This window comes from Mycobacterium sp. E3339 (assembly GCF_001666915.1).
GTDB lineage: Bacteria > Actinomycetota > Actinomycetes > Mycobacteriales > Mycobacteriaceae > Mycobacterium.
Genome location: NZ_LZIZ01000083.1, coordinates 69,492 through 86,979, shown reverse-complemented (window position 1 = coordinate 86,979; position 17,488 = coordinate 69,492). Strand labels below are relative to the sequence as shown.

General features: G+C 68.5%; 16 protein-coding genes and 1 tRNA gene. 15 read left to right on the top strand and 2 right to left on the bottom strand.

Annotation, left to right across the window (positions count from 1 at the left end; translation table 11 throughout):
• Positions 1–10: 10 nt before the first annotated feature.
• Entirely contained in the window at positions 11–790 is a 780-nt protein-coding gene (locus A5702_RS08005; RefSeq protein WP_055402386.1) for an alpha/beta fold hydrolase, read from the bottom strand.
• A gap of 90 nt (positions 791–880) precedes the next feature.
• Here A5702_RS08005 and A5702_RS08000 point away from each other — a divergent pair, with 90 nt between their 5' ends.
• The gene (locus tag A5702_RS08000; RefSeq protein WP_068219679.1) at positions 881–2,650 is read left to right on the top strand and encodes a GNAT family N-acetyltransferase; all 1,770 of its coding nucleotides are present in this window, start codon (positions 881–883) and stop codon (positions 2,648–2,650) included.
• Between the two features lie 65 nt (positions 2,651–2,715).
• Here the strand turns inward: A5702_RS08000 and A5702_RS07995 are convergent.
• A tRNA-Arg gene (locus A5702_RS07995) sits at positions 2,716–2,788 on the bottom strand.
• 115 nt (positions 2,789–2,903) lie between these two features.
• Here A5702_RS07995 and argS point away from each other — a divergent pair.
• The 14 genes from argS to A5702_RS07925 all read left to right on the top strand — a co-directional run bounded on the left by argS (position 2,904) and on the right by A5702_RS07925 (position 17,485).
• Positions 2,904–4,556 (top strand): arginine--tRNA ligase, encoded by a 1,653-nt coding sequence (argS, locus tag A5702_RS07990; protein ID WP_068219676.1) that lies wholly within the window; start codon positions 2,904–2,906, stop codon positions 4,554–4,556.
• Positions 4,553–5,971 carry a diaminopimelate decarboxylase gene (gene lysA, locus A5702_RS07985; RefSeq protein ID WP_055402373.1) on the top strand — a complete coding sequence of 473 codons (1,419 nt, stop codon included), beginning with the start codon at positions 4,553–4,555 and terminating at the stop codon, positions 5,969–5,971. Before argS ends, lysA begins: the two co-directional genes overlap by 4 nt.
• 3 nt (positions 5,972–5,974) lie before the next feature.
• Positions 5,975–7,300 (top strand): homoserine dehydrogenase, encoded by a 1,326-nt coding sequence (locus A5702_RS07980; RefSeq protein ID WP_068219672.1) that lies wholly within the window; start codon positions 5,975–5,977, stop codon positions 7,298–7,300.
• On the top strand, positions 7,297–8,379 hold the full coding sequence (thrC, locus tag A5702_RS07975; protein ID WP_055402369.1) for a threonine synthase: 1,083 nt from the start codon (positions 7,297–7,299) through the stop codon (positions 8,377–8,379). Before A5702_RS07980 ends, thrC begins: the two co-directional genes overlap by 4 nt.
• Positions 8,380–8,381: 2 nt before the next feature.
• On the top strand, positions 8,382–9,329 hold the full coding sequence (gene thrB / locus A5702_RS07970) for a homoserine kinase (RefSeq protein ID WP_055402367.1): 948 nt from the start codon (positions 8,382–8,384) through the stop codon (positions 9,327–9,329).
• Positions 9,330–9,594: 265 nt separating this feature from the next.
• Positions 9,595–11,427, top strand: coding sequence for a transcription termination factor Rho (gene rho, locus A5702_RS07965; protein WP_055402365.1), 1,833 nt, complete (start codon positions 9,595–9,597; stop codon positions 11,425–11,427).
• Positions 11,428–11,542: 115 nt separating this feature from the next.
• On the top strand, positions 11,543–11,773 hold the full coding sequence (gene rpmE, locus A5702_RS07960; protein ID WP_055402362.1) for a 50S ribosomal protein L31: 231 nt from the start codon (positions 11,543–11,545) through the stop codon (positions 11,771–11,773).
• Between the two features lie 94 nt (positions 11,774–11,867).
• Positions 11,868–12,941 carry a peptide chain release factor 1 gene (gene prfA, locus A5702_RS07955; RefSeq protein WP_055402360.1) on the top strand — a complete coding sequence of 358 codons (1,074 nt, stop codon included), beginning with the start codon at positions 11,868–11,870 and terminating at the stop codon, positions 12,939–12,941.
• A complete protein-coding gene (gene prmC / locus A5702_RS07950; RefSeq protein WP_055402359.1) occupies positions 12,938–13,786 on the top strand; it encodes a peptide chain release factor N(5)-glutamine methyltransferase in 849 nt (282 codons plus the stop codon). Before prfA ends, prmC begins: the two co-directional genes overlap by 4 nt.
• Positions 13,779–14,438, top strand: coding sequence for an L-threonylcarbamoyladenylate synthase (locus A5702_RS07945; protein ID WP_068219727.1), 660 nt, complete (start codon positions 13,779–13,781; stop codon positions 14,436–14,438). Before prmC ends, A5702_RS07945 begins: the two co-directional genes overlap by 8 nt.
• A gap of 23 nt (positions 14,439–14,461) precedes the next feature.
• Positions 14,462–15,691, top strand: a complete 1,230-nt coding sequence (locus A5702_RS07940; protein ID WP_156349507.1) for a glycosyltransferase family 4 protein — start codon at positions 14,462–14,464, stop codon at positions 15,689–15,691.
• A gap of 218 nt (positions 15,692–15,909) precedes the next feature.
• Entirely contained in the window at positions 15,910–16,404 is a 495-nt protein-coding gene (locus A5702_RS07935) for an ATP synthase subunit I (protein ID WP_068219670.1), read from the top strand.
• The gene (gene atpB / locus A5702_RS07930) at positions 16,397–17,152 is read left to right on the top strand and encodes a F0F1 ATP synthase subunit A (protein WP_055402356.1); all 756 of its coding nucleotides are present in this window, start codon (positions 16,397–16,399) and stop codon (positions 17,150–17,152) included. The genes A5702_RS07935 and atpB overlap by 8 nt, the downstream gene beginning before the upstream one ends.
• A gap of 84 nt (positions 17,153–17,236) precedes the next feature.
• A complete protein-coding gene (locus A5702_RS07925; protein WP_082459816.1) occupies positions 17,237–17,485 on the top strand; it encodes a F0F1 ATP synthase subunit C in 249 nt (82 codons plus the stop codon).
• Positions 17,486–17,488 lie beyond the last annotated feature (3 nt).

Sequence of the window (17,488 nt, the reverse complement as noted above, 5' to 3'; positions counted from 1 at the left end):
AACCCGCCCGTCAGCCTCTGCGGGCGACGTCTTGGCTCAGGATCTGGGGCCAGGTCTCGACATCGGCCGGGATGTGCGCCACCGTGAGCGTTGACCGCGGCATCAGTGCGGCAAGCGATTCCGCTGTCGACATCGGATGCGCCGGGTCGCCGACCCAGGCCAGAATCGTCGTCGGCACATCGATTCGTGCGACCGCTTCGCGAGCGGGCAGGTCGCTGAGGGCCGCGCCCCGAAACAGTGACGGCAGCAGCGCGTCGGCCACATCGGGAACCGTTTCGGGCCTGCCGACCGTGGCCGGCGGCGGAGTCACCCCACGCGACGACGCGATGAATGCCCCGACACCCTCGGTTTCGATGAAGTCGGCCGCGGCCCGGTAGATCGCCGCCTGCGCGGGCCGGGTTTCCCACGCCGTGGCCGGCACCATGAGCGTGAGGCCGGCGAAGCGGTCCGGCTCGCGGGCAGCCGCGTGCAGCAGCGTGCCGGCACCCATCGACGGGCCGACCCCGTGCACCCGCTCGCCGGGAAACCATTTGTCGAGCAGCTGCAGAAGATCCTCGGCGAGGCTTTCCCATCGGTAATCCTCCGGGACCTTGCGCCCGGTCGACTTGCCGTGGCCGCGTGCGTCATACCGCAGCAGTCGGGTCCCGCTGAGGCCCCTGCCGAGGTCGAGATTGAGCACCCGGTCACGCGCCCGGCTGGAGGTAAGTCCGTGCAGTTGAACCACCGGATGACCACCTTCGTCGCTCAGTTCAACCGCAAGCTCTGCTCCGGGAACCACGAAAGTGGACATCACCCAACTCTTTTCACGACCGGACGGCTCGCCCCGGAGCCGACCGCGTTGACCGAGCATTCAGGCTATCCGGGGCGTTAGGGTACCGCCATGCGGCTGACCAACGTGGCGCACCTGCGGCTCCCCTTCGGGCGACTCTGGGGCTACGACGTGTCGGTGTCTGACCTCGGCAAGCAGCTCCCGGTGTCGTTTGACCAGCGCATACACGTCGGTGCGGGCGCGCGGCCCGGTTCCTGGATGGCGCTGTCCATTCGGTTGCCGGCGGGGGTCAGCCGCCAATCGTTGGCCGATGCCTGGCTGGCCGTGATCGCCCGCCACGGCACGCTACGAACGGCATTCACACCCGGGACGGACGGCGATCCGCAGCTGCATGAGATCGATGTTCACCCGGGTGGGTGGGTAGAGCATGAGATCGCTCCGGGCCAGGCGGTGAACGACGCACTGCGGGTAGTTCTCAATGCGACGTGCTCGCCCTATCAGCGGCCGTCACATCGGTTGTGTGTGTTGGAGACTGCCGCCGGATTGACGGTGGTGATCGCCGCCGACCACGCCCACGTGGACATGTGGTCGATGCTGGTGATTGCCCGGGACCTGTTGTCGATGCTCGCCGACGCCCGGATCGGACCTACGTCACCGCCGCAGTCGCCGCCGCCGGCATTTGTCGTGCACACGCAAGCGCTGCTTGACCTTCCCGCGGCACCGGACAGCGTGCGCGCGCGATGGGCACAGATCATCAGCGACAGCGGTGGGGTGATGCCACGGTTTCCGCTGCCGTTGGGCGAGTCCGGGCCGCATCCGGAACGCGTTGAAGTGCGTGACGTGTTCGATGTCGATGACGGCGCCGCGTTCGCCGCGCAGGCACGCGACGACGGTGTCTCGACGCTGGCACTCGCTGTGGTCGCCATGACTGCGGTGACCCGCGAGTTGGCCGGGGCGCCGCTGCGCGCGGTTTTCCCCGTGCACAGCCGATTCGAAGACAAATGGCACGACTCGGTGGGCTGGTTCATCACCAATTCGGTCCTGGAATCGGCGGTTTCCGAGCCGCACGCCGCGGCCGCCGCCGTCAAAGAAGCCGTGCAGCTTGGTTCCTGGCCACTGGCCGACGTACTGGCTCCGTGGGGTGGAATGCCCATCGCGCCAGGCATGTTCGCGATTTCCTGGCTGGACCAAAGCAGACTTCCAGTGCGCATCGACTCGGTCGGACTCGACGCCCAGTACGTGAGCGCGAGCGTTGACACCGACGGCGTCATGCTCTGGTTCATCCAGGACGAGTCCGGGCTACATCTGCGATGCCGCTACCCGGATACCGCGGACGCACGAACAAACGTGGGGGGGTGGCTGGACCTGTTGGTAGCCCGCCTACAGGCACTGGCGCAGTCCTCGGTTCGCGGACTGCTGCGGGTAGCGGAGCGCACATATCGTGTGCAGCGCGCGACGCGCGAACACGTGGGGGTGATCGCCCAGCTGCTCTCCGACGACGAGTTCGGTCAGGATCGCGAAGCCGCCGAACTCGAACGTTACGAGGCGGCCTACGACATCGTCGTTCGCAACCGATCCAACTATCTCGGAGTCGTCCTGAACGGTTCCGACAAGGTCGTCGCGACCGTGCAATTGACGATCATTCCCGGCCTTTCCCGCGGTGGCGCCACCCGGCTGCAGATCGAGGGGCTACGGGTCGCCAAAGCCGAACGTGCCCAGGGTATTGGTACTGCACTCGTCGAGTGGGCACACAACTACGGCCGAGCACACGGGGCACGGCTGGCGCAGGTGACCACGGACGAGGCTCGCGAAAGGGCTCGGGCGTTCTATCGCCGGCTCGGGTACCGCGACGCCCACGTCGGGCTGAAATGCACCATCTGAGTTGATGCGCGGTGAAAGTTGCAGCGTGGGTAATGGAAACACCGTCTGAACTGCAAGAACATGAGTGCCCCCGGCAGGATTCGAACCTGCGGCCTTCTGCTCCGGAGGCAGACGCTCTATCCCCTGAGCTACGGGGGCGCTTCGACTTCGGTGATGCGCCATTGGGCCCCGCCAGAGTAGCGCATGCTGGTGTCCGCTTCGTCACCGCAATGGATTCGGGGCGCGGGCACCTCAGCCAATAGGATGGACGCTCGTGACCCCCGCTGACCTCGCCGAGCTGCTCAGGAGCACCGCCGCCGCGGTGCTGGCCGAGCGCGGGCTGGATGCCGCCGCCCTGCCGGCGACGGTCACCGTGGAGCGGCCCCGCAATCCCGAGCACGGCGACTACGCCAGCAACCTGGCCCTGCAGCTGGGCAAGAAGGTCGGCACCAACCCCCGCGAACTGGCGGGCTGGCTGGCCGAGGCGCTGGCGCGGGCCGACGGCATCGCCTCGGCGGAGGTCGCCGGGCCCGGCTTCATCAACCTTCGCCTGGAGGCGCAGGCGCAGGCGGTGATCGTCAACAACGTCCTCGACGCCGGCGACACCTTCGGCCACTCCGACGCGCAAGCGGGCCACAAGATCAACCTGGAGTTTGTCTCGGCCAACCCCACCGGGCCGATCCACATCGGCGGCACCCGCTGGGCCGCCGTCGGCGACGCGCTGGGCCGGCTGCTGAGCACCCAGGGCGCCGCCGTCGAGCGCGAGTACTACTTCAACGACCATGGCGCCCAGATCGACCGGTTCGCCGGCTCGCTGATCGCCGCGGCCAAGGGCGAACCAACCCCCGAGGACGGCTACGCCGGCGCCTACATCAACGACATCGCCGCGCAGGTGCTCGCCAAGGCGCCCGACGCGCTGGGCCTGCCCGACGCCGACATGCGGGAAACGTTCCGCGAGATCGGCGTCGACCTGATGTTCACCCACATCAAGGAGTCGCTGCACGAGTTCGGCACCGACTTCGACGTCTACACCCACGAAGACTCGATGCACACCAGCGGCCGGGTCGACCAGGCCATCGCCCGGCTGCGCGAGACCGGCAACATCTACGAGAAGGACGGCGCAACCTGGTTGCGCACCAGCGCTTTTGGCGACGACAAGGACCGCGTCGTGATCAAGAGCGACGGCAAGCCGGCCTACATCGCCGGTGACATCGCCTACTACCTGGACAAGCGGCAGCGCGGCTTCGACCTGTGCATCTACATGCTCGGGGCCGACCACCACGGCTACATCGCCCGGCTCAAGGCCGTGGCCGCCGCGTTCGGCGACGACCCGGCCCACGTCGAGGTGCTCATCGGGCAGATGGTCAACCTGGTCCGCGACGGCGCACCCGTGCGGATGAGCAAGCGGGCCGGCACCGTGATCACGCTCGACGACCTGGTCGAGGCGATCGGTGTCGACGCGGCGCGCTACAGCCTGATTCGCTCCTCGGTCGACACCCCCATCGACATCGACCTGGCGCTGTGGTCGTCGGCGTCGAATGAAAACCCGGTCTACTACGTGCAATACGCGCACGCCCGGCTCTCGGCGCTGGCCCGCAACGCCGCCGAACTGGGACTGGCTCCCGACACCGGGCACCTCGAGCTGCTCAGCCACGACAAGGAGGGCACGCTGCTGCGCTCCCTCGGGGAATTCCCCCGGGTGCTGAAAACGGCCGCGTCCCTGCGGGAACCGCACCGGGTGTGCCGCTACCTGGAAGACCTCGCCGGCGACTATCACCGGTTCTACGACTCGTGCCGGGTCCTGCCCCAGGGCGACGAGCAACCCACCGACCTGCACACCGCGCGCCTGGCGCTGTGTGCGGCCACCCGCCAGGTGATCGCCAACGGCCTGACGATCCTCGGCGTCGCCGCCCCGGAGCGAATGTGAACGTCCACCCCGCCGGTCCCCGGCACGCCGAGGAGACCCGGCACCCCGACAGCCCGCCGCGGCCGCAGTCCGCCGACGAGCTGTTGCGGCTTGCGCCAAATGTTTGGCCGCTCAACATCGTTCGCGACGACACCGGGACGGCCAGCCTCGCCGGGATCCCGCTCACCCGGCTCGCCCAGGAATACGGGACCCCGTTGTTCGTCATCGACGAGGACGACTTCCGCTACCGCTGCCGCGAACTCGCGACGGCCTTCGGCGGCGGGCACAACGTGTGCTACGCCGCCAAGGCCTTCCTGTGCACCGAGATCGCCCGCTGGGTCAACGAGGAAGGCCTCTCCATCGACGTGTCCACCGGCGGCGAGCTCGCCGTCGCGCTGCACGCCGACTTCCCGCCGGAGCGGATCACCTTCCACGGCAACAACAAATCCGTCGCCGAGCTGACGACGGCGGTCAAAGCCGGTGTCGGGCATGTCGTCTTGGACTCGATGACCGAAATCGAGCGCCTCGATGCCATCGCGGGGGAGGCTAGCGTCGTCCAGGACGTCTACGTGCGGCTCACCGTCGGGGTGGAAGCCCACACCCACGAATTCATCTCCACCGCACACGAAGACCAGAAGTTCGGGCTGTCGGTGGCCAGCGGCGCGGCGATGGACGCCGTGCGCCGTGTGTTCGCCGCCGATCACCTGCGCCTGGTCGGGCTGCACAGCCACATCGGCTCGCAGATCTTCGACGTTGACGGCTTCGAGGTCGCCGCGCACCGCGTCATCGGGCTGTTGCATCAGATCGTCGACGAATTCGGCGTCGACAAGACGGGCCAGATCTCGACCGTGGATCTCGGTGGCGGCCTGGGCATTTCCTACCTGGGCACCGACGACCCGCCCCCGGTGGCCGAGCTGGCGGCCAAGCTGACGGCCATCGTCGCCAACGAGTCGGCGGCGGTGGGCCTGCCCACCCCGCGGCTGGTGGTCGAGCCCGGCCGTGCCATCGCCGGGCCGGGCACCATCACGCTCTACGAGGTCGGCACTGTCAAGGACGTCGACGTGAGCAGCACGGCCCAGCGCCGGTACGTCAGCGTCGACGGCGGCATGAGTGACAACATCCGCACCGCGCTCTACGACGCGCAGTACGACGCGCGGCTGGTCTCGCGGACCAGCGACGCACCGGCGACGCTGGCCCGGATCGTCGGAAAGCACTGCGAGACCGGCGACATCGTCGTGCGCGACGCATGGGTGCCCGACGACCTGCGGCCCGGCGACCTGCTCGGGGTCGCCGCGACCGGCGCGTACTGCTATTCGCTGTCGAGCCGCTACAACATGGTCTGCCGTCCGGCGGTGGTGGCAGTGCGGGCGGGACGGTCCCGCCTGATCCTGCGCCGCGAGACGGTCGACGATCTACTCAGTCTGGAAGTGAGGTGAACGGTGCCCCGTGACGAAAAGCCCGTGGGCGTGGCGGTACTCGGGTTCGGCAACGTCGGAAGCGAAGTGGTCCGGATCATCGAGGGCAGCGCCGACGACCTCGCGGCCCGGGTGGGCGCACCCCTGGCGTTGCGCGGCGTCGGGGTGCGGCGCGTCGCCGCCGACCGCGGCGTCCCGATCGAATTGCTCACCGACAACATCGAGGAACTCGTCTCGCGCGAAGACGTCGACATCGTCGTCGAGCTGATGGGGCCGGTCGAGCCGGCGCGCAAGGCCATCCTGCGCGCGCTCGAACACGCCAAGTCCGTCGTCACCGCGAACAAGGCGCTGCTGGCCACCTCCACCGGGGAGCTGGCGCAGGCCGCCGAAAACGCGCATGTCGACCTGTATTTCGAGGCCGCGGTCGCCGGTGCGATCCCGGTGATCCGCCCACTGACGCAATCGCTGGCGGGTGACACGGTGCTGCGCGTCGCCGGCATCGTCAACGGCACCACCAACTACATCCTGTCCGCGATGGACAGCACCGGCGCCGACTACGACACCGCGCTGGCCGAGGCGAGCGCGTTGGGCTACGCCGAGGCCGATCCCACCGCCGACGTCGAGGGCTACGACGCCGCGGCCAAGGCCGCGATCCTGGCGTCGATCGCCTTCCACACCCGGGTGACCGCCGACGACGTCTACCGCGAGGGCATCACCAAGATCACGCCGGCCGACTTCGCCTCGGCACGCGCCCTGGGCTGCACCATCAAGCTGCTGTCCATCTGCGAGCGGATCGCGACCGACGATGGGCAGGAACGGGTTTCGGCACGCGTCTACCCGGCGCTGGTGCCGCTGTCGCATCCGTTGGCGACGGTCAACGGGGCGTTCAACGCGGTCGTGGTCGAGGCCAAGGCCGCCGGCCGGCTGATGTTCTACGGTCAGGGCGCCGGCGGCGCGCCCACCGCATCCGCGGTGACGGGTGACCTGGTGATGGCCGCCCGCAACCGGGTGCTGGGCAGCCGCGGGCCGAAGGAATCCAAGTACGCCCAGCTTCCCATCGCCCCAATGGGTTTCATCTCCACCCGCTACTACGTCAGCATGAACGTCGCCGACAAGCCCGGTGTGTTGTCGACGGTGGCGGCCGAATTCGCCAAGCGTGAGGTCAGCATCGCCGAGGTCCGCCAGGAGGGCGTGTCCGACGAAGGCGGGCGGCGGGTGGGGGCCCGGGTCGTGGTGGTCACCCACAGCGCCACCGACGCCGCGCTGTCCGAAACCGTCGACGCGCTGGCGGATCTGGACGTGGTGCAGGGCGTCACCAGCGTGCTGCGACTCGAAGAGACCGGCCGATGAGCGTCCCGCGCACCGCCGTGCACCAGCCCTGGCCCGGCCTGATCGCCGCATACCGCGACCGGCTGCCGATCGGCGACGACTGGACCCCGGTCACCCTGCTCGAGGGCGGCACCCCGCTGATCGCGGCGACCCGCCTGTCCGAAAAGACCGGCTGCACAGTGCATCTCAAGGTCGAGGGCCTCAACCCGACCGGCTCGTTCAAGGACCGCGGCATGACCATGGCGGTCACCGACGCGCTGGCCCGCGGCCAGCAGGCCGTGTTGTGCGCGTCGACCGGCAACACCTCGGCCTCGGCGGCGGCCTACGCCGCCCGCGCCGGCATCACCTGCGCGGTGCTGATCCCGCAGGGCAAGATCGCGATGGGCAAGCTGGCGCAGGCGGTCATGCACGGCGCCAAGATCATTCAGATCGACGGCAACTTCGACGACTGCCTGGAACTCGCCCGGAAGATGGCCGCCGACTTCCCGACGATCGCGTTGGTCAACTCGGTCAACCCGGTGCGCATCGAGGGCCAGAAGACGGCGGCGTTCGAGATCGTCGACGCGCTGGGCAGCGCGCCCGACGTGCACGCCCTTCCGGTCGGCAACGCGGGCAACATCACCGCGTACTGGAAGGGCTACACCGAATACCACCACGACGGCGTCACCGACAAGCTGCCCCGCATGCTGGGCACCCAGGCGGCCGGCGCCGCGCCGCTGGTGCACGGCGCCCCGGTCAGCCACCCCGAGACGATCGCGACCGCGATACGCATCGGTGCCCCCGCTTCGTGGGCCGCCGCGGTCAACGCGCAGCAGCAGTCCAACGGGCGCTTTCTGGCCGCCACGGACGAGGAGATCCTGGCCGCCTACCACCTGGTCGCCGAGAGCGAGGGCGTCTTCGTCGAGCCCGCGTCGGCGGCCAGCATCGCGGGGCTGCTCAAGGCCGTCGACGACGGCTGGGTGGCGCGCGGGTCGACGGTGGTCTGCACGGTGACCGGCAATGGCCTAAAGGACCCGGATACGGCGTTGCGGGACATGCCGACGGTGTCGCCGCTGCCCGTCGATCCGGTGCTGGTCGTCGAGAAGTTGGGCCTGGCCTGAATATGACGGCCCAGATGCTGCCCGCCGGGCTGGTGGCGAGCGCCGTGGTGTCGGCGTCCAGCGCCAACCTGGGGCCCGGTTTCGACAGCGTCGGGCTGGCGTTGAGCCTCATCGACGAGATCGTCGTGGAGACAACGGATTCCGGCCTGGTGGTGCTGGTCGAGGGGGAGGGCGCCGACCAGGTGCCCCTCGGCCCGGAACACCTGGTGGTGCGCGCCGTCGAATGCGGGCTGCGGTCCGCGGGTATGGGCGCCGCGGGCCTGGTGGTCCGCTGCCGCAACGCCATCCCGCACTCCCGCGGCCTCGGCTCGTCGGCGGCGGCCGTGGTGGGCGGCCTGGCCGCAGCGAACGGTCTTGTGGCACAGACGGATTCGAAACCACTCAGCGATTCGCAGCTGATCCAGCTGTCGTCAGAATTCGAGGGTCACCCCGACAACGCCGCGGCCGCCGTGCTCGGTGGTGCGGTGGTGTCGTGGATCGACGCCTCCGGTGAGCGGCCCCGGTACTCGGCGGTGACGCTGCGGCTGCACCCGGACATCCGGCTGTATTGCGCGATACCCCAAGAGCGCTCGTTGACCGCCGAGACCCGCGTGCTGTTGCCCGCCCAGGTGAGCCACGAGGACGCCCGGTTCAACGTCAGCCGCGCCGCCCTGCTGGTGGTCGCGCTGACCGAACGCCCGGATCTGCTCATGGCGGCCACCGAGGATGTCCTACATCAGCCGCAGCGCGCCCCGGCGATGCCGGCGTCCGCGGAATATTTGCGGCTGTTGCGGCGTCATAACGTCGCAGCGACGCTTTCGGGGGCTGGTCCGGCGCTGATTGCCCTGAGCACGCAGCCGGAGTTGCCCACGGAGGTGCTGGAGTACGGGGCCGCCAACGGATTTGCCCTGACTGGGATGACCGCCGGCGAAGGAGTTCGCTGGAGCCCGGGCGTCACAGTCCCCGGTTGATCCACGGCGCGGCCGGAGGGTTTGCTTGCTTCCAGGCAGGATGCGGGCTATCCTCGGACCCGTCCAGCAATCGCAGCATCTGCATCTGCATACATACTGCCTTGCCGCTAGGACACACCAATTCTTCTCGTGAACGAGGTTCGCCGCTTACTCCGCCGATTAAGGCGATCACCGTTGCAGAGTCGATGATTGGGCGCACTCGGCAATTTCGCTGAATGCAACGACCCCCCGGATGACCTGATCAACGGGGGAAGAAAGGAAATCCGTGACCGATACGGACCTGTTCACGGCTGACGCGAGCGCCGACAGCAATGAGGCGCCGAACGCTGTGACCCCAGACACATCCGACGTCAAAACCGATGCACCGGTTGGCTCACTGTCCACCATGGTGCTTCCCGAATTGCGCGCGCTGGCTAACGAGGTCGGCGTCAAGGGGACGTCGGGCATGCGCAAGAACGAACTCATCGCCGCCATCAAGGAAATCAGGGGACAGTCCAACGGGACTTCCGCCCCGGCCGAGGACGGCGCCAAGCCGGAGGCCGCCGCCGACGCACCGGCCGCCGAGGAGGAGAACCAGAACGGTTCGTCGACCGAGGCGCCCCGCCGTGAGCGGCGCAGCGCCTCCCGCGAGCCGGGATCGGCCCGCGCCGACGAGGCGGACGGCGAGCGCCCACGCAACCGCGAGGGCAACGCCACCGGCGAGGACGACACCCGCCAGGGCGGCAAGAAAGACAACCAGAGCGGCGCGCGCGGCCAGGACGGCGGCGACCAAGGCGGTGATCAGCAAGGCTCGGGCGGTCAGCAGTCTCGCGGCGGTTCGAACCAGAACCAGCAGGACGACGACGGCGAGGGCCGTCAGGGCCGCCGGGGCCGTCGCTTCCGTGACCGCGATCGCAGGCGGCGCGGCGAGCGATCCGGCGAGGGCGGCGACACCGAACTCCGTGAGGACGACGTCGTGCAGCCGGTCGCCGGCATCCTCGACGTTCTCGACAATTACGCGTTCGTCCGCACCTCCGGCTACCTGGCCGGTCCCCACGACGTCTACGTGTCGATGAACATGGTGCGCAAGAACGGTCTGCGCCGCGGTGACGCGGTGACCGGCGCGGTTCGCGTGCCCAAGGAGGGGGAGCAGCCCAACCAGCGGCAGAAGTTCAACCCCCTTGTGCGGCTGGACAGCGTCAACGGCGGCCCGGTCGAGGACGCCAAGAAGCGGCCCGACTTCACCAAGCTGACGCCGCTCTACCCCAACCAGCGGCTGCGCCTGGAAACCACGCCCGACCGGCTGACCACGCGGGTCATCGACCTGATCATGCCGATCGGCAAGGGCCAGCGCGCGCTGATCGTGTCGCCGCCCAAGGCCGGCAAGACGACGATCATGCAGGACATCGCGAACGCGATCACCAAGAACAACCCCGAATGCCACCTCATGGTCGTGCTCGTCGACGAGCGGCCCGAGGAGGTCACCGACATGCAGCGCTCGGTCAAGGGCGAGGTCATCGCCTCCACCTTCGACCGGCCGCCGTCGGACCACACCCAAGCCGCCGAGCTGGCGATCGAGCGCGCGAAGCGGCTCGTGGAGCAGGGCAAGGACGTCGTGGTGCTGCTCGACTCGATCACCCGCCTGGGGCGCGCCTACAACAATGCGTCGCCCGCGTCCGGCCGGATCCTGTCCGGTGGTGTTGACTCCACCGCGCTGTACCCGCCGAAGCGTTTCCTGGGTGCCGCGCGAAACATCGAGGAAGGCGGGTCGCTGACGATCATCGCCACCGCGATGGTCGAGACCGGGTCCACCGGTGACACGGTCATCTTCGAGGAGTTCAAGGGCACCGGTAACGCCGAGCTCAAGCTGGACCGCAAGATCGCCGAGCGTCGGGTCTTCCCGGCGGTGGACGTCAACCCGTCCGGTACCCGCAAGGACGAGCTGCTGCTGTCGCCCGACGAGTTCGGCATCGTGCACAAGCTGCGCCGCGTGCTGTCGGGGCTGGACTCCCACCAGGCGATCGACCTGCTGATGTCGCAGCTGCGCAAGACCAAGACCAACTACGAGTTCCTGGTGCAGGTGTCCAAGACCACGCCGGGATCGATGGACAACGACTAGTCGGGTCGGTACCGAGGCAACGGATGCGCCGGGAATGTGGACGGGCACCCCGTTGTTTGGGAGAACAGCGGTTGACCTGGCATAATCGACGCCCGACAAGATCGAAGAGGACAGCATGAAATCTGACATTCATCCCGCTTACGGGGAGACCACCGTGCACTGCGGGTGCGGGAACACCTTTACCACCCGCAGCACCAAGCCCGGCGGCAACATCGTCGTCGAGGTGTGCTCGCAGTGCCACCCGTTCTACACCGGTAAGCAGAAGATCCTCGACAGCGGTGGCCGCGTGGCCCGCTTCGAGAAGCGCTACGGCAAGCGCAAAGGTGCCGACAACACCGACAAGTAGCTGCGTTGCCGACGCCCGAACTGTGCAAGAGCACAGGCCGGGCGTCGGTTTGCGTTTGCGGCATCCAGGCGCGGAACCGGGCAGGAGGTGACACATGACGCAGCCGGTGCAGACGATTGACGTGCTGCTGGCCGAACACGCCGAGCTCGAGCGGCGGCTGGCGGATCCCGACCTGCATAGCAATCCCGGCGAGGCGCGCAAGGCCGGCCGCCGGTTCGCCCGGCTGGCCCCGATCGTCGCCACCTACCGCAAGCTGGAGTCGGCGCGCGACGACCTGGAGACCGCCCGGGAGCTGGCCGTCGACGACGAATCCTTCGCCGACGAGGTGACCGAGCTGCAGGAGCGGGTCGCCGAACTGGACACCCAATTGACCGACATGCTGGCGCCCCGCGACCCGCATGACGCCGACGACATCGTGCTCGAAGTCAAATCCGGTGAGGGCGGCGAGGAATCGGCGTTGTTCGCCGCCGATCTGGCCAGGATGTACATCCGCTACGCCGAGCGGCACGGCTGGAACGTCACCGTGCTGGACGAGACGACGTCCGACCTCGGCGGCTACAAGGACGCGACGCTGAGCATCGCCAGCAAGGGCGACTCCGCCGACGGGGTGTGGTCCCGCATGAAATTCGAGGGCGGCGTGCACCGGGTGCAGCGTGTCCCCGTGACGGAATCCCAAGGGCGCGTTCATACTTCGGCGGCGGGGGTGCTCGTCTATCCCGAACCCGAGGAGGTGGGCGAGGTGCAGATCGACGAATCGGATCTGCGCATCGACGTGTACCGCTCCTCGGGCAAGGGCGGGCAAGGCGTGAACACCACCGACTCGGCGGTGCGAATCACGCACCTGCCCACCGGGATCGTGGTCACCTGCCAGAACGAGCGCTCGCAGCTGCAGAACAAGACGCGCGCGCTGCAGGTGCTGGCCGCCCGCCTGCAGGCGCTGGCCGAGGAACAGGCGCTGGCCGACGCCTCGGCCGATCGGGCCAGCCAGATCCGGACCGTGGACCGCAGCGAACGCATCCGCACCTACAACTTCCCCGAGAACCGGATCACCGACCACCGGATCGGTTACAAGGCGCACAATCTCGACCAGGTGCTCGACGGCGACCTCGACGCGATGTTCGACGCGTTGGGCGCCGCGGATAAACAATCCCGGCTGCAACAGGCATGACCCCCCTGCGGCGCGCGATCGACTCCGCTGCGGCGACGCTCGCCGAGGCCGGGATCGACTCCGCGCGTTGGGATGCCGAGGAACTGGCGGCCCACCTGGCCGGCACCGAGCGCGGCCGGCTGGCCCTGCTCGAGTCGCCCGGCGACGACTTCCTCGACCGTTACCGCGACGTCGTCGCCGCGCGGTCCCGACGGGTGCCGTTGCAGCACCTCACCGGCGGCGCCGCGTTCGGACCGTTGACGCTGCACGTCGGCCCCGGCGTCTTCATCCCGCGCCCGGAAACGGAAGCCCTGTTCGCGTGGGTCACCGAACAACGCCTGCCCGCGCGGCCCGTGATCGTCGACCTGTGCACCGGTTCCGGGGCGTTGGCGGTGGCGTTGGCGGATCACCGCCCGGCCGCCCGCGTCATCGGCGTCGACGACTCCGAGGCGGCCCTGCGCTACGCGCGGCGCAACGCGGCGGGCACCGCGGTCGAACTCGTCCACGCCGACGTCACCGCGCCCGGCCTGCTGCCCGAACTGGACGGCGGTGTCGACCTGGTGGTGGCCAACCCGCCCTATGTGCCCGACTCCACCGCCGTGGAACCCGAAGTCGCCGAACATGATCCGCGCCACGCGGTGTTCGGCGGTCCCGACGGGATGGCGGTGATCGGCCCCGTCGTCGGCCTGGCCGGCCGCTGGCTGCGCCCGGGTGGCATCTTCGTCGTCGAGCACGACGACACCACGTCCGCGCGGACCGTCGAAATGGTCGCCGGCACGGGGCTTTTCGAAGACGTCCGGGCGCACAAAGACCTGGCCGGCCGGCCGCGATTCGTGACGGCTCGAAGGGGTGGGGCCGATGACTGAAATCTTCGATTGCGCCGACCCCGACCAGCGGTCGCGCGGGATCGCCTCGGCGGCAGGGGCGCTCAAGGGCGGCCGGTTGGTCGTCATGCCGACCGACACCGTCTACGGCATGGGGGCCGACGCCTTCAACAGCGCCGCGGTCGGCGCCCTGCTATCGGCGAAGGGCCGGGGCCGGGACATGCCCGTCGGCGTGCTGGTCGGCTCCTGGCACACCATCGAGGGCCTCGTCTACACCATGCCGGGCGGGGCCCGCGACCTGATCCGCGCCTTCTGGCCGGGCGCGCTGAGCCTGGTGGTGACTCAGGCGCCGTCGCTGCAGTGGGACCTCGGTGACGCCCGCGGCACCGTGATGCTGCGGATGCCGCTGCACCCGGTGGCCATCGAGCTGCTGCGCGAGGTGGGGCCCATGGCGGTGTCGAGCGCGAACGTCTCCGGCCGCCCGCCCGCGGTCGATGCCGCGCAGGCCCGTGACCAACTCGGCGATCTCGTCGACGTGTATCTCGACGCGGGCACGGCAGAGCAGCAGGCCGCCTCCACCATCGTCGACCTGACCGGCCCCGCCCCGCGCATCCTGCGGCCCGGCCCGGTAAGCGCCGAACGCATCGCGGAAGTTCTCGGCGTGGACGCCGAAAGCCTGACCGCCCAACCCTGACCGGAGCGGTGGTTGCCAGGTTGGTGCAGTACGGTCTCGACGTGTCCAGCGACCCGATCGGCGGTCCAGCCAACCTGGCCAGCGGTTTGCTCGCCCTGGCCGATCGCGGCGCCGGCGTCCCGCTGCGCGAGCTGGCGCTGGTGGGACTGACCGCGGCGATCATCACCTACTTCGCGACCGGACCGGTGCGGGTGCTCGCCACCCGGCTGGGCGCTGTGGCCTACCCCCGGGAACGCGACGTCCACGTGACACCGACCCCGCGGATGGGCGGGCTGGCGATGTTTCTCGGCGTCGTCTCGGCCGTCTTCCTGGCGTCCCAGCTTCCCGCCCTCACGCGCGGGTTCGTCTACTCGACCGGCATGCCCGCGGTGCTGGTGGCCGGCGCGGTGATCATGGGCATCGGCCTCATCGACGACCGCTGGGGGCTGGACGCCCTGACGAAGTTCGCCGGCCAGATCACCGCGGCCAGCGTGCTGGTCACCATGGGCGTCGCGTGGAGCGTCCTCTACATCCCGATCGGTGGCGTCGGCACCATCGTGCTGGACCAGGCTTCCTCGATCCTGCTCACGCTCGCGCTCACGGTGTCCATCGTCAACGCGATGAACTTCGTCGACGGGCTGGACGGGCTGGCCGCCGGGCTCGGCCTGATCACCGCCCTGGCCATCTGCATGTTCTCGGTCGGCCTGCTGCGCGACCACGGCGGCGACGCCCTGTTCTATCCGCCCGCCGTGATCTCCGTGGTGCTCGCGGGGGCCTGCCTGGGCTTCCTGCCGCACAACTTCCACCGGGCCAAGATCTTCATGGGCGATTCCGGCTCGATGCTGATCGGGCTGATGCTGGCCGCGGCTTCCACCACCGCCGCCGGCCCCGTCTCGCAGAACGCCTACGGGGCGCGCGACGTGTTCGCCCTGCTGTCGCCGTTCCTGCTGGTGGTCGCGGTCATGTTCGTGCCGATGCTCGATTTGCTGCTGGCGATCGTGCGCCGCACCCGCGCGGGCCGCAGCGCGTTCAGCCCCGACAAGATGCACCTGCACCACCGGCTGCTGCAGATCGGTCATTCCCACCGCCGGGTGGTGCTGCTGATCTATCTATGGGTCGGCATCGTCGCGTTCGGCGCGGCCAGCACGATCTTCTTCAATCCGCGCGACACCGCCGCCGTGATGCTGGGCGCCATCGTCGTCGCCGGGATCGCGACCGCGATCCCGCTCATGCGGCGGGGTGGCGAGTACGACGACGAGGACTACGACAGCTAGTAGTAGTGGGCGGTCTTCGTATGGTACGGTGCAGGTAGAAGCCCAAAAAGCCGCACAAATAACCGGTCCACCGGACGCACATCCGGTCGGGTCGGCTGGGGACTCGCGTCGGGAGATACCCGTTGGGTGAATCAACTGTGACGTGCGATACGCTCGGCGGGCCACCGATCAGTCGGTCGGGGGACTCCCGCTCCACAACTTGGGATTGAGGTGCTGCAGTGACGACACCAGCGCAGGATGCGCCGTTGGTGTTTCCCTCTGTTGCGTTCCGCCCGGTCCGCTTGTTCGTGCTCAGCCTCGCCGTCACCGCGATCGCCGTGCTGGCCGCCGGCCTGGCCGGTCACCTGATGGTCGGGGTCTTCTTCGGCGTCGGGCTGCTGCTCGGTTTGCTCAACGCCCTTCTGGTGCGTCGCTCGGTCGCGTCGATCACCGCGAAAGAGCATCCGCTGAAAAGCACGATGGCGCTGAACTCGGCCACCCGGCTCGCCATCATCACGGTCATCGGGCTGATCATCGCCTACGTGTTCCGGCCGGCCGGCCTGGGCGTCGTGTTCGGACTGGCGCTCTTCCAGGTCTTGTTGGTGGCATCGACGGCGCTTCCGGTGTGGAAGAAGCTGCGCGCCGGCGACTGGGCGGAGGCCCAACCGTCGGACGGCGGCGACGTGACCGCGGGCTCGGAAGGAACGGAAGGAAGAAGCGGCACCGATGACTGAGACGACGTTCCTGGCCGCCGCCATCGAGGTGGGGGAGCACAACCAGGCCAAATGGCTTGGGCTGACGGTTAACACCGACACGATCCTGTCGACCGCCATCGCCGCCGTGATCGTGCTGGCGCTGGCGTTCTTCCTGCGGGCGAAGATCACCTCCACCGGGGTCCCCAACGGCGTTCAGCTGTTCTGGGAGGCCATCACGGTCCAGATGCGCGACCAGATCGAGAGCGCGGTCGGGATGCGGATCGCGCCGTTCGTATTGCCGCTTGCGGTCACCATTTTCGTGTTCATCCTGATCTCCAACTGGCTGTCGGTGCTGCCGCTGCAATACACCGACAAGTCCGGGCACACCACGGAGCTGCTGAAGTCGGCGGCGGCGGACATCAATTACGTGCTGGCGCTGGCCCTCTTCGTGTTCGTCTGCTATCACGTCGCGGGCATCTGGCGCCGCGGCATTGTCGGCCACCCGCTCGCCGTGCTCAAGGGTCACGTCGCGTTCCTGGCGCCGATCAACCTGGTCGAGGAGCTCGCCAAGCCGATCTCGTTGTCGCTCCGACTTTTTGGCAACATCTTCGCCGGCGGCATCCTGGTCGCGCTGATCGCGCTCTTCCCGCCGTACATCATGTGGGCGCCCAACGCCATCTGGAAGGCCTTCGACCTGTTCGTCGGGGCGATCCAGGCGTTCATCTTCTCGATCTTGACCATCCTGTACTTCAGCCAAGCCATGGAGATCGAGGAACACCATGACTGAGGCTGCCATCAATCGCTTTGTCCCACACACCATTACAGAGGCCTGGTAGACCGCTACCAGATATCAAGGAGGATAAGAATGGCCATGGACCCCCAAGTCGCTGCCGCGGCTCTCATCGGCGGTGGACTCATCATGGGCGGTGGCGCGATCGGCGCCGGTATCGGTGACGGTATCGCCGGTAACGCGCTGGTTTCCGGCATCGCCCGCCAGCCCGAGGCGCAAGGCCGGCTGTTTACGCCGTTCTTCATCACCGTCGGTCTGGTCGAGGCCGCCTACTTCATCAACCTGGCCTTCATGGCGCTGTTCGTGTTCGCCACACCCGTCGGCTCCTAATTC

What these genes read in the sequence shown, in the direction of transcription:
- rpmE (WP_055402362.1), top strand. Translation starts at nt 11,543, where the DNA reads ATGAAATCTGACATTCATCCCGCTTACGGGGAGACCACCGTGCACTGC.
- prfA (WP_055402360.1), top strand. Translation starts at nt 11,868, where the DNA reads ATGACGCAGCCGGTGCAGACGATTGACGTGCTGCTGGCCGAACACGCC.
- A5702_RS08000 (WP_068219679.1), top strand. Translation starts at nt 881, where the DNA reads ATGCGGCTGACCAACGTGGCGCACCTGCGGCTCCCCTTCGGGCGACTC.
- A5702_RS08005 (WP_055402386.1), bottom strand. Translation starts at nt 790, where the DNA reads ATGTCCACTTTCGTGGTTCCCGGAGCAGAGCTTGCGGTTGAACTGAGC.
- thrC (WP_055402369.1), top strand. Translation starts at nt 7,297, where the DNA reads ATGAGCGTCCCGCGCACCGCCGTGCACCAGCCCTGGCCCGGCCTGATC.
- prmC (WP_055402359.1), top strand. Translation starts at nt 12,938, where the DNA reads ATGACCCCCCTGCGGCGCGCGATCGACTCCGCTGCGGCGACGCTCGCC.
- thrB (WP_055402367.1), top strand. Translation starts at nt 8,382, where the DNA reads ATGACGGCCCAGATGCTGCCCGCCGGGCTGGTGGCGAGCGCCGTGGTG.
- A5702_RS07945 (WP_068219727.1), top strand. Translation starts at nt 13,779, where the DNA reads ATGACTGAAATCTTCGATTGCGCCGACCCCGACCAGCGGTCGCGCGGG.
- A5702_RS07925 (WP_082459816.1), top strand. Translation starts at nt 17,237, where the DNA reads ATGGACCCCCAAGTCGCTGCCGCGGCTCTCATCGGCGGTGGACTCATC.
- atpB (WP_055402356.1), top strand. Translation starts at nt 16,397, where the DNA reads ATGACTGAGACGACGTTCCTGGCCGCCGCCATCGAGGTGGGGGAGCAC.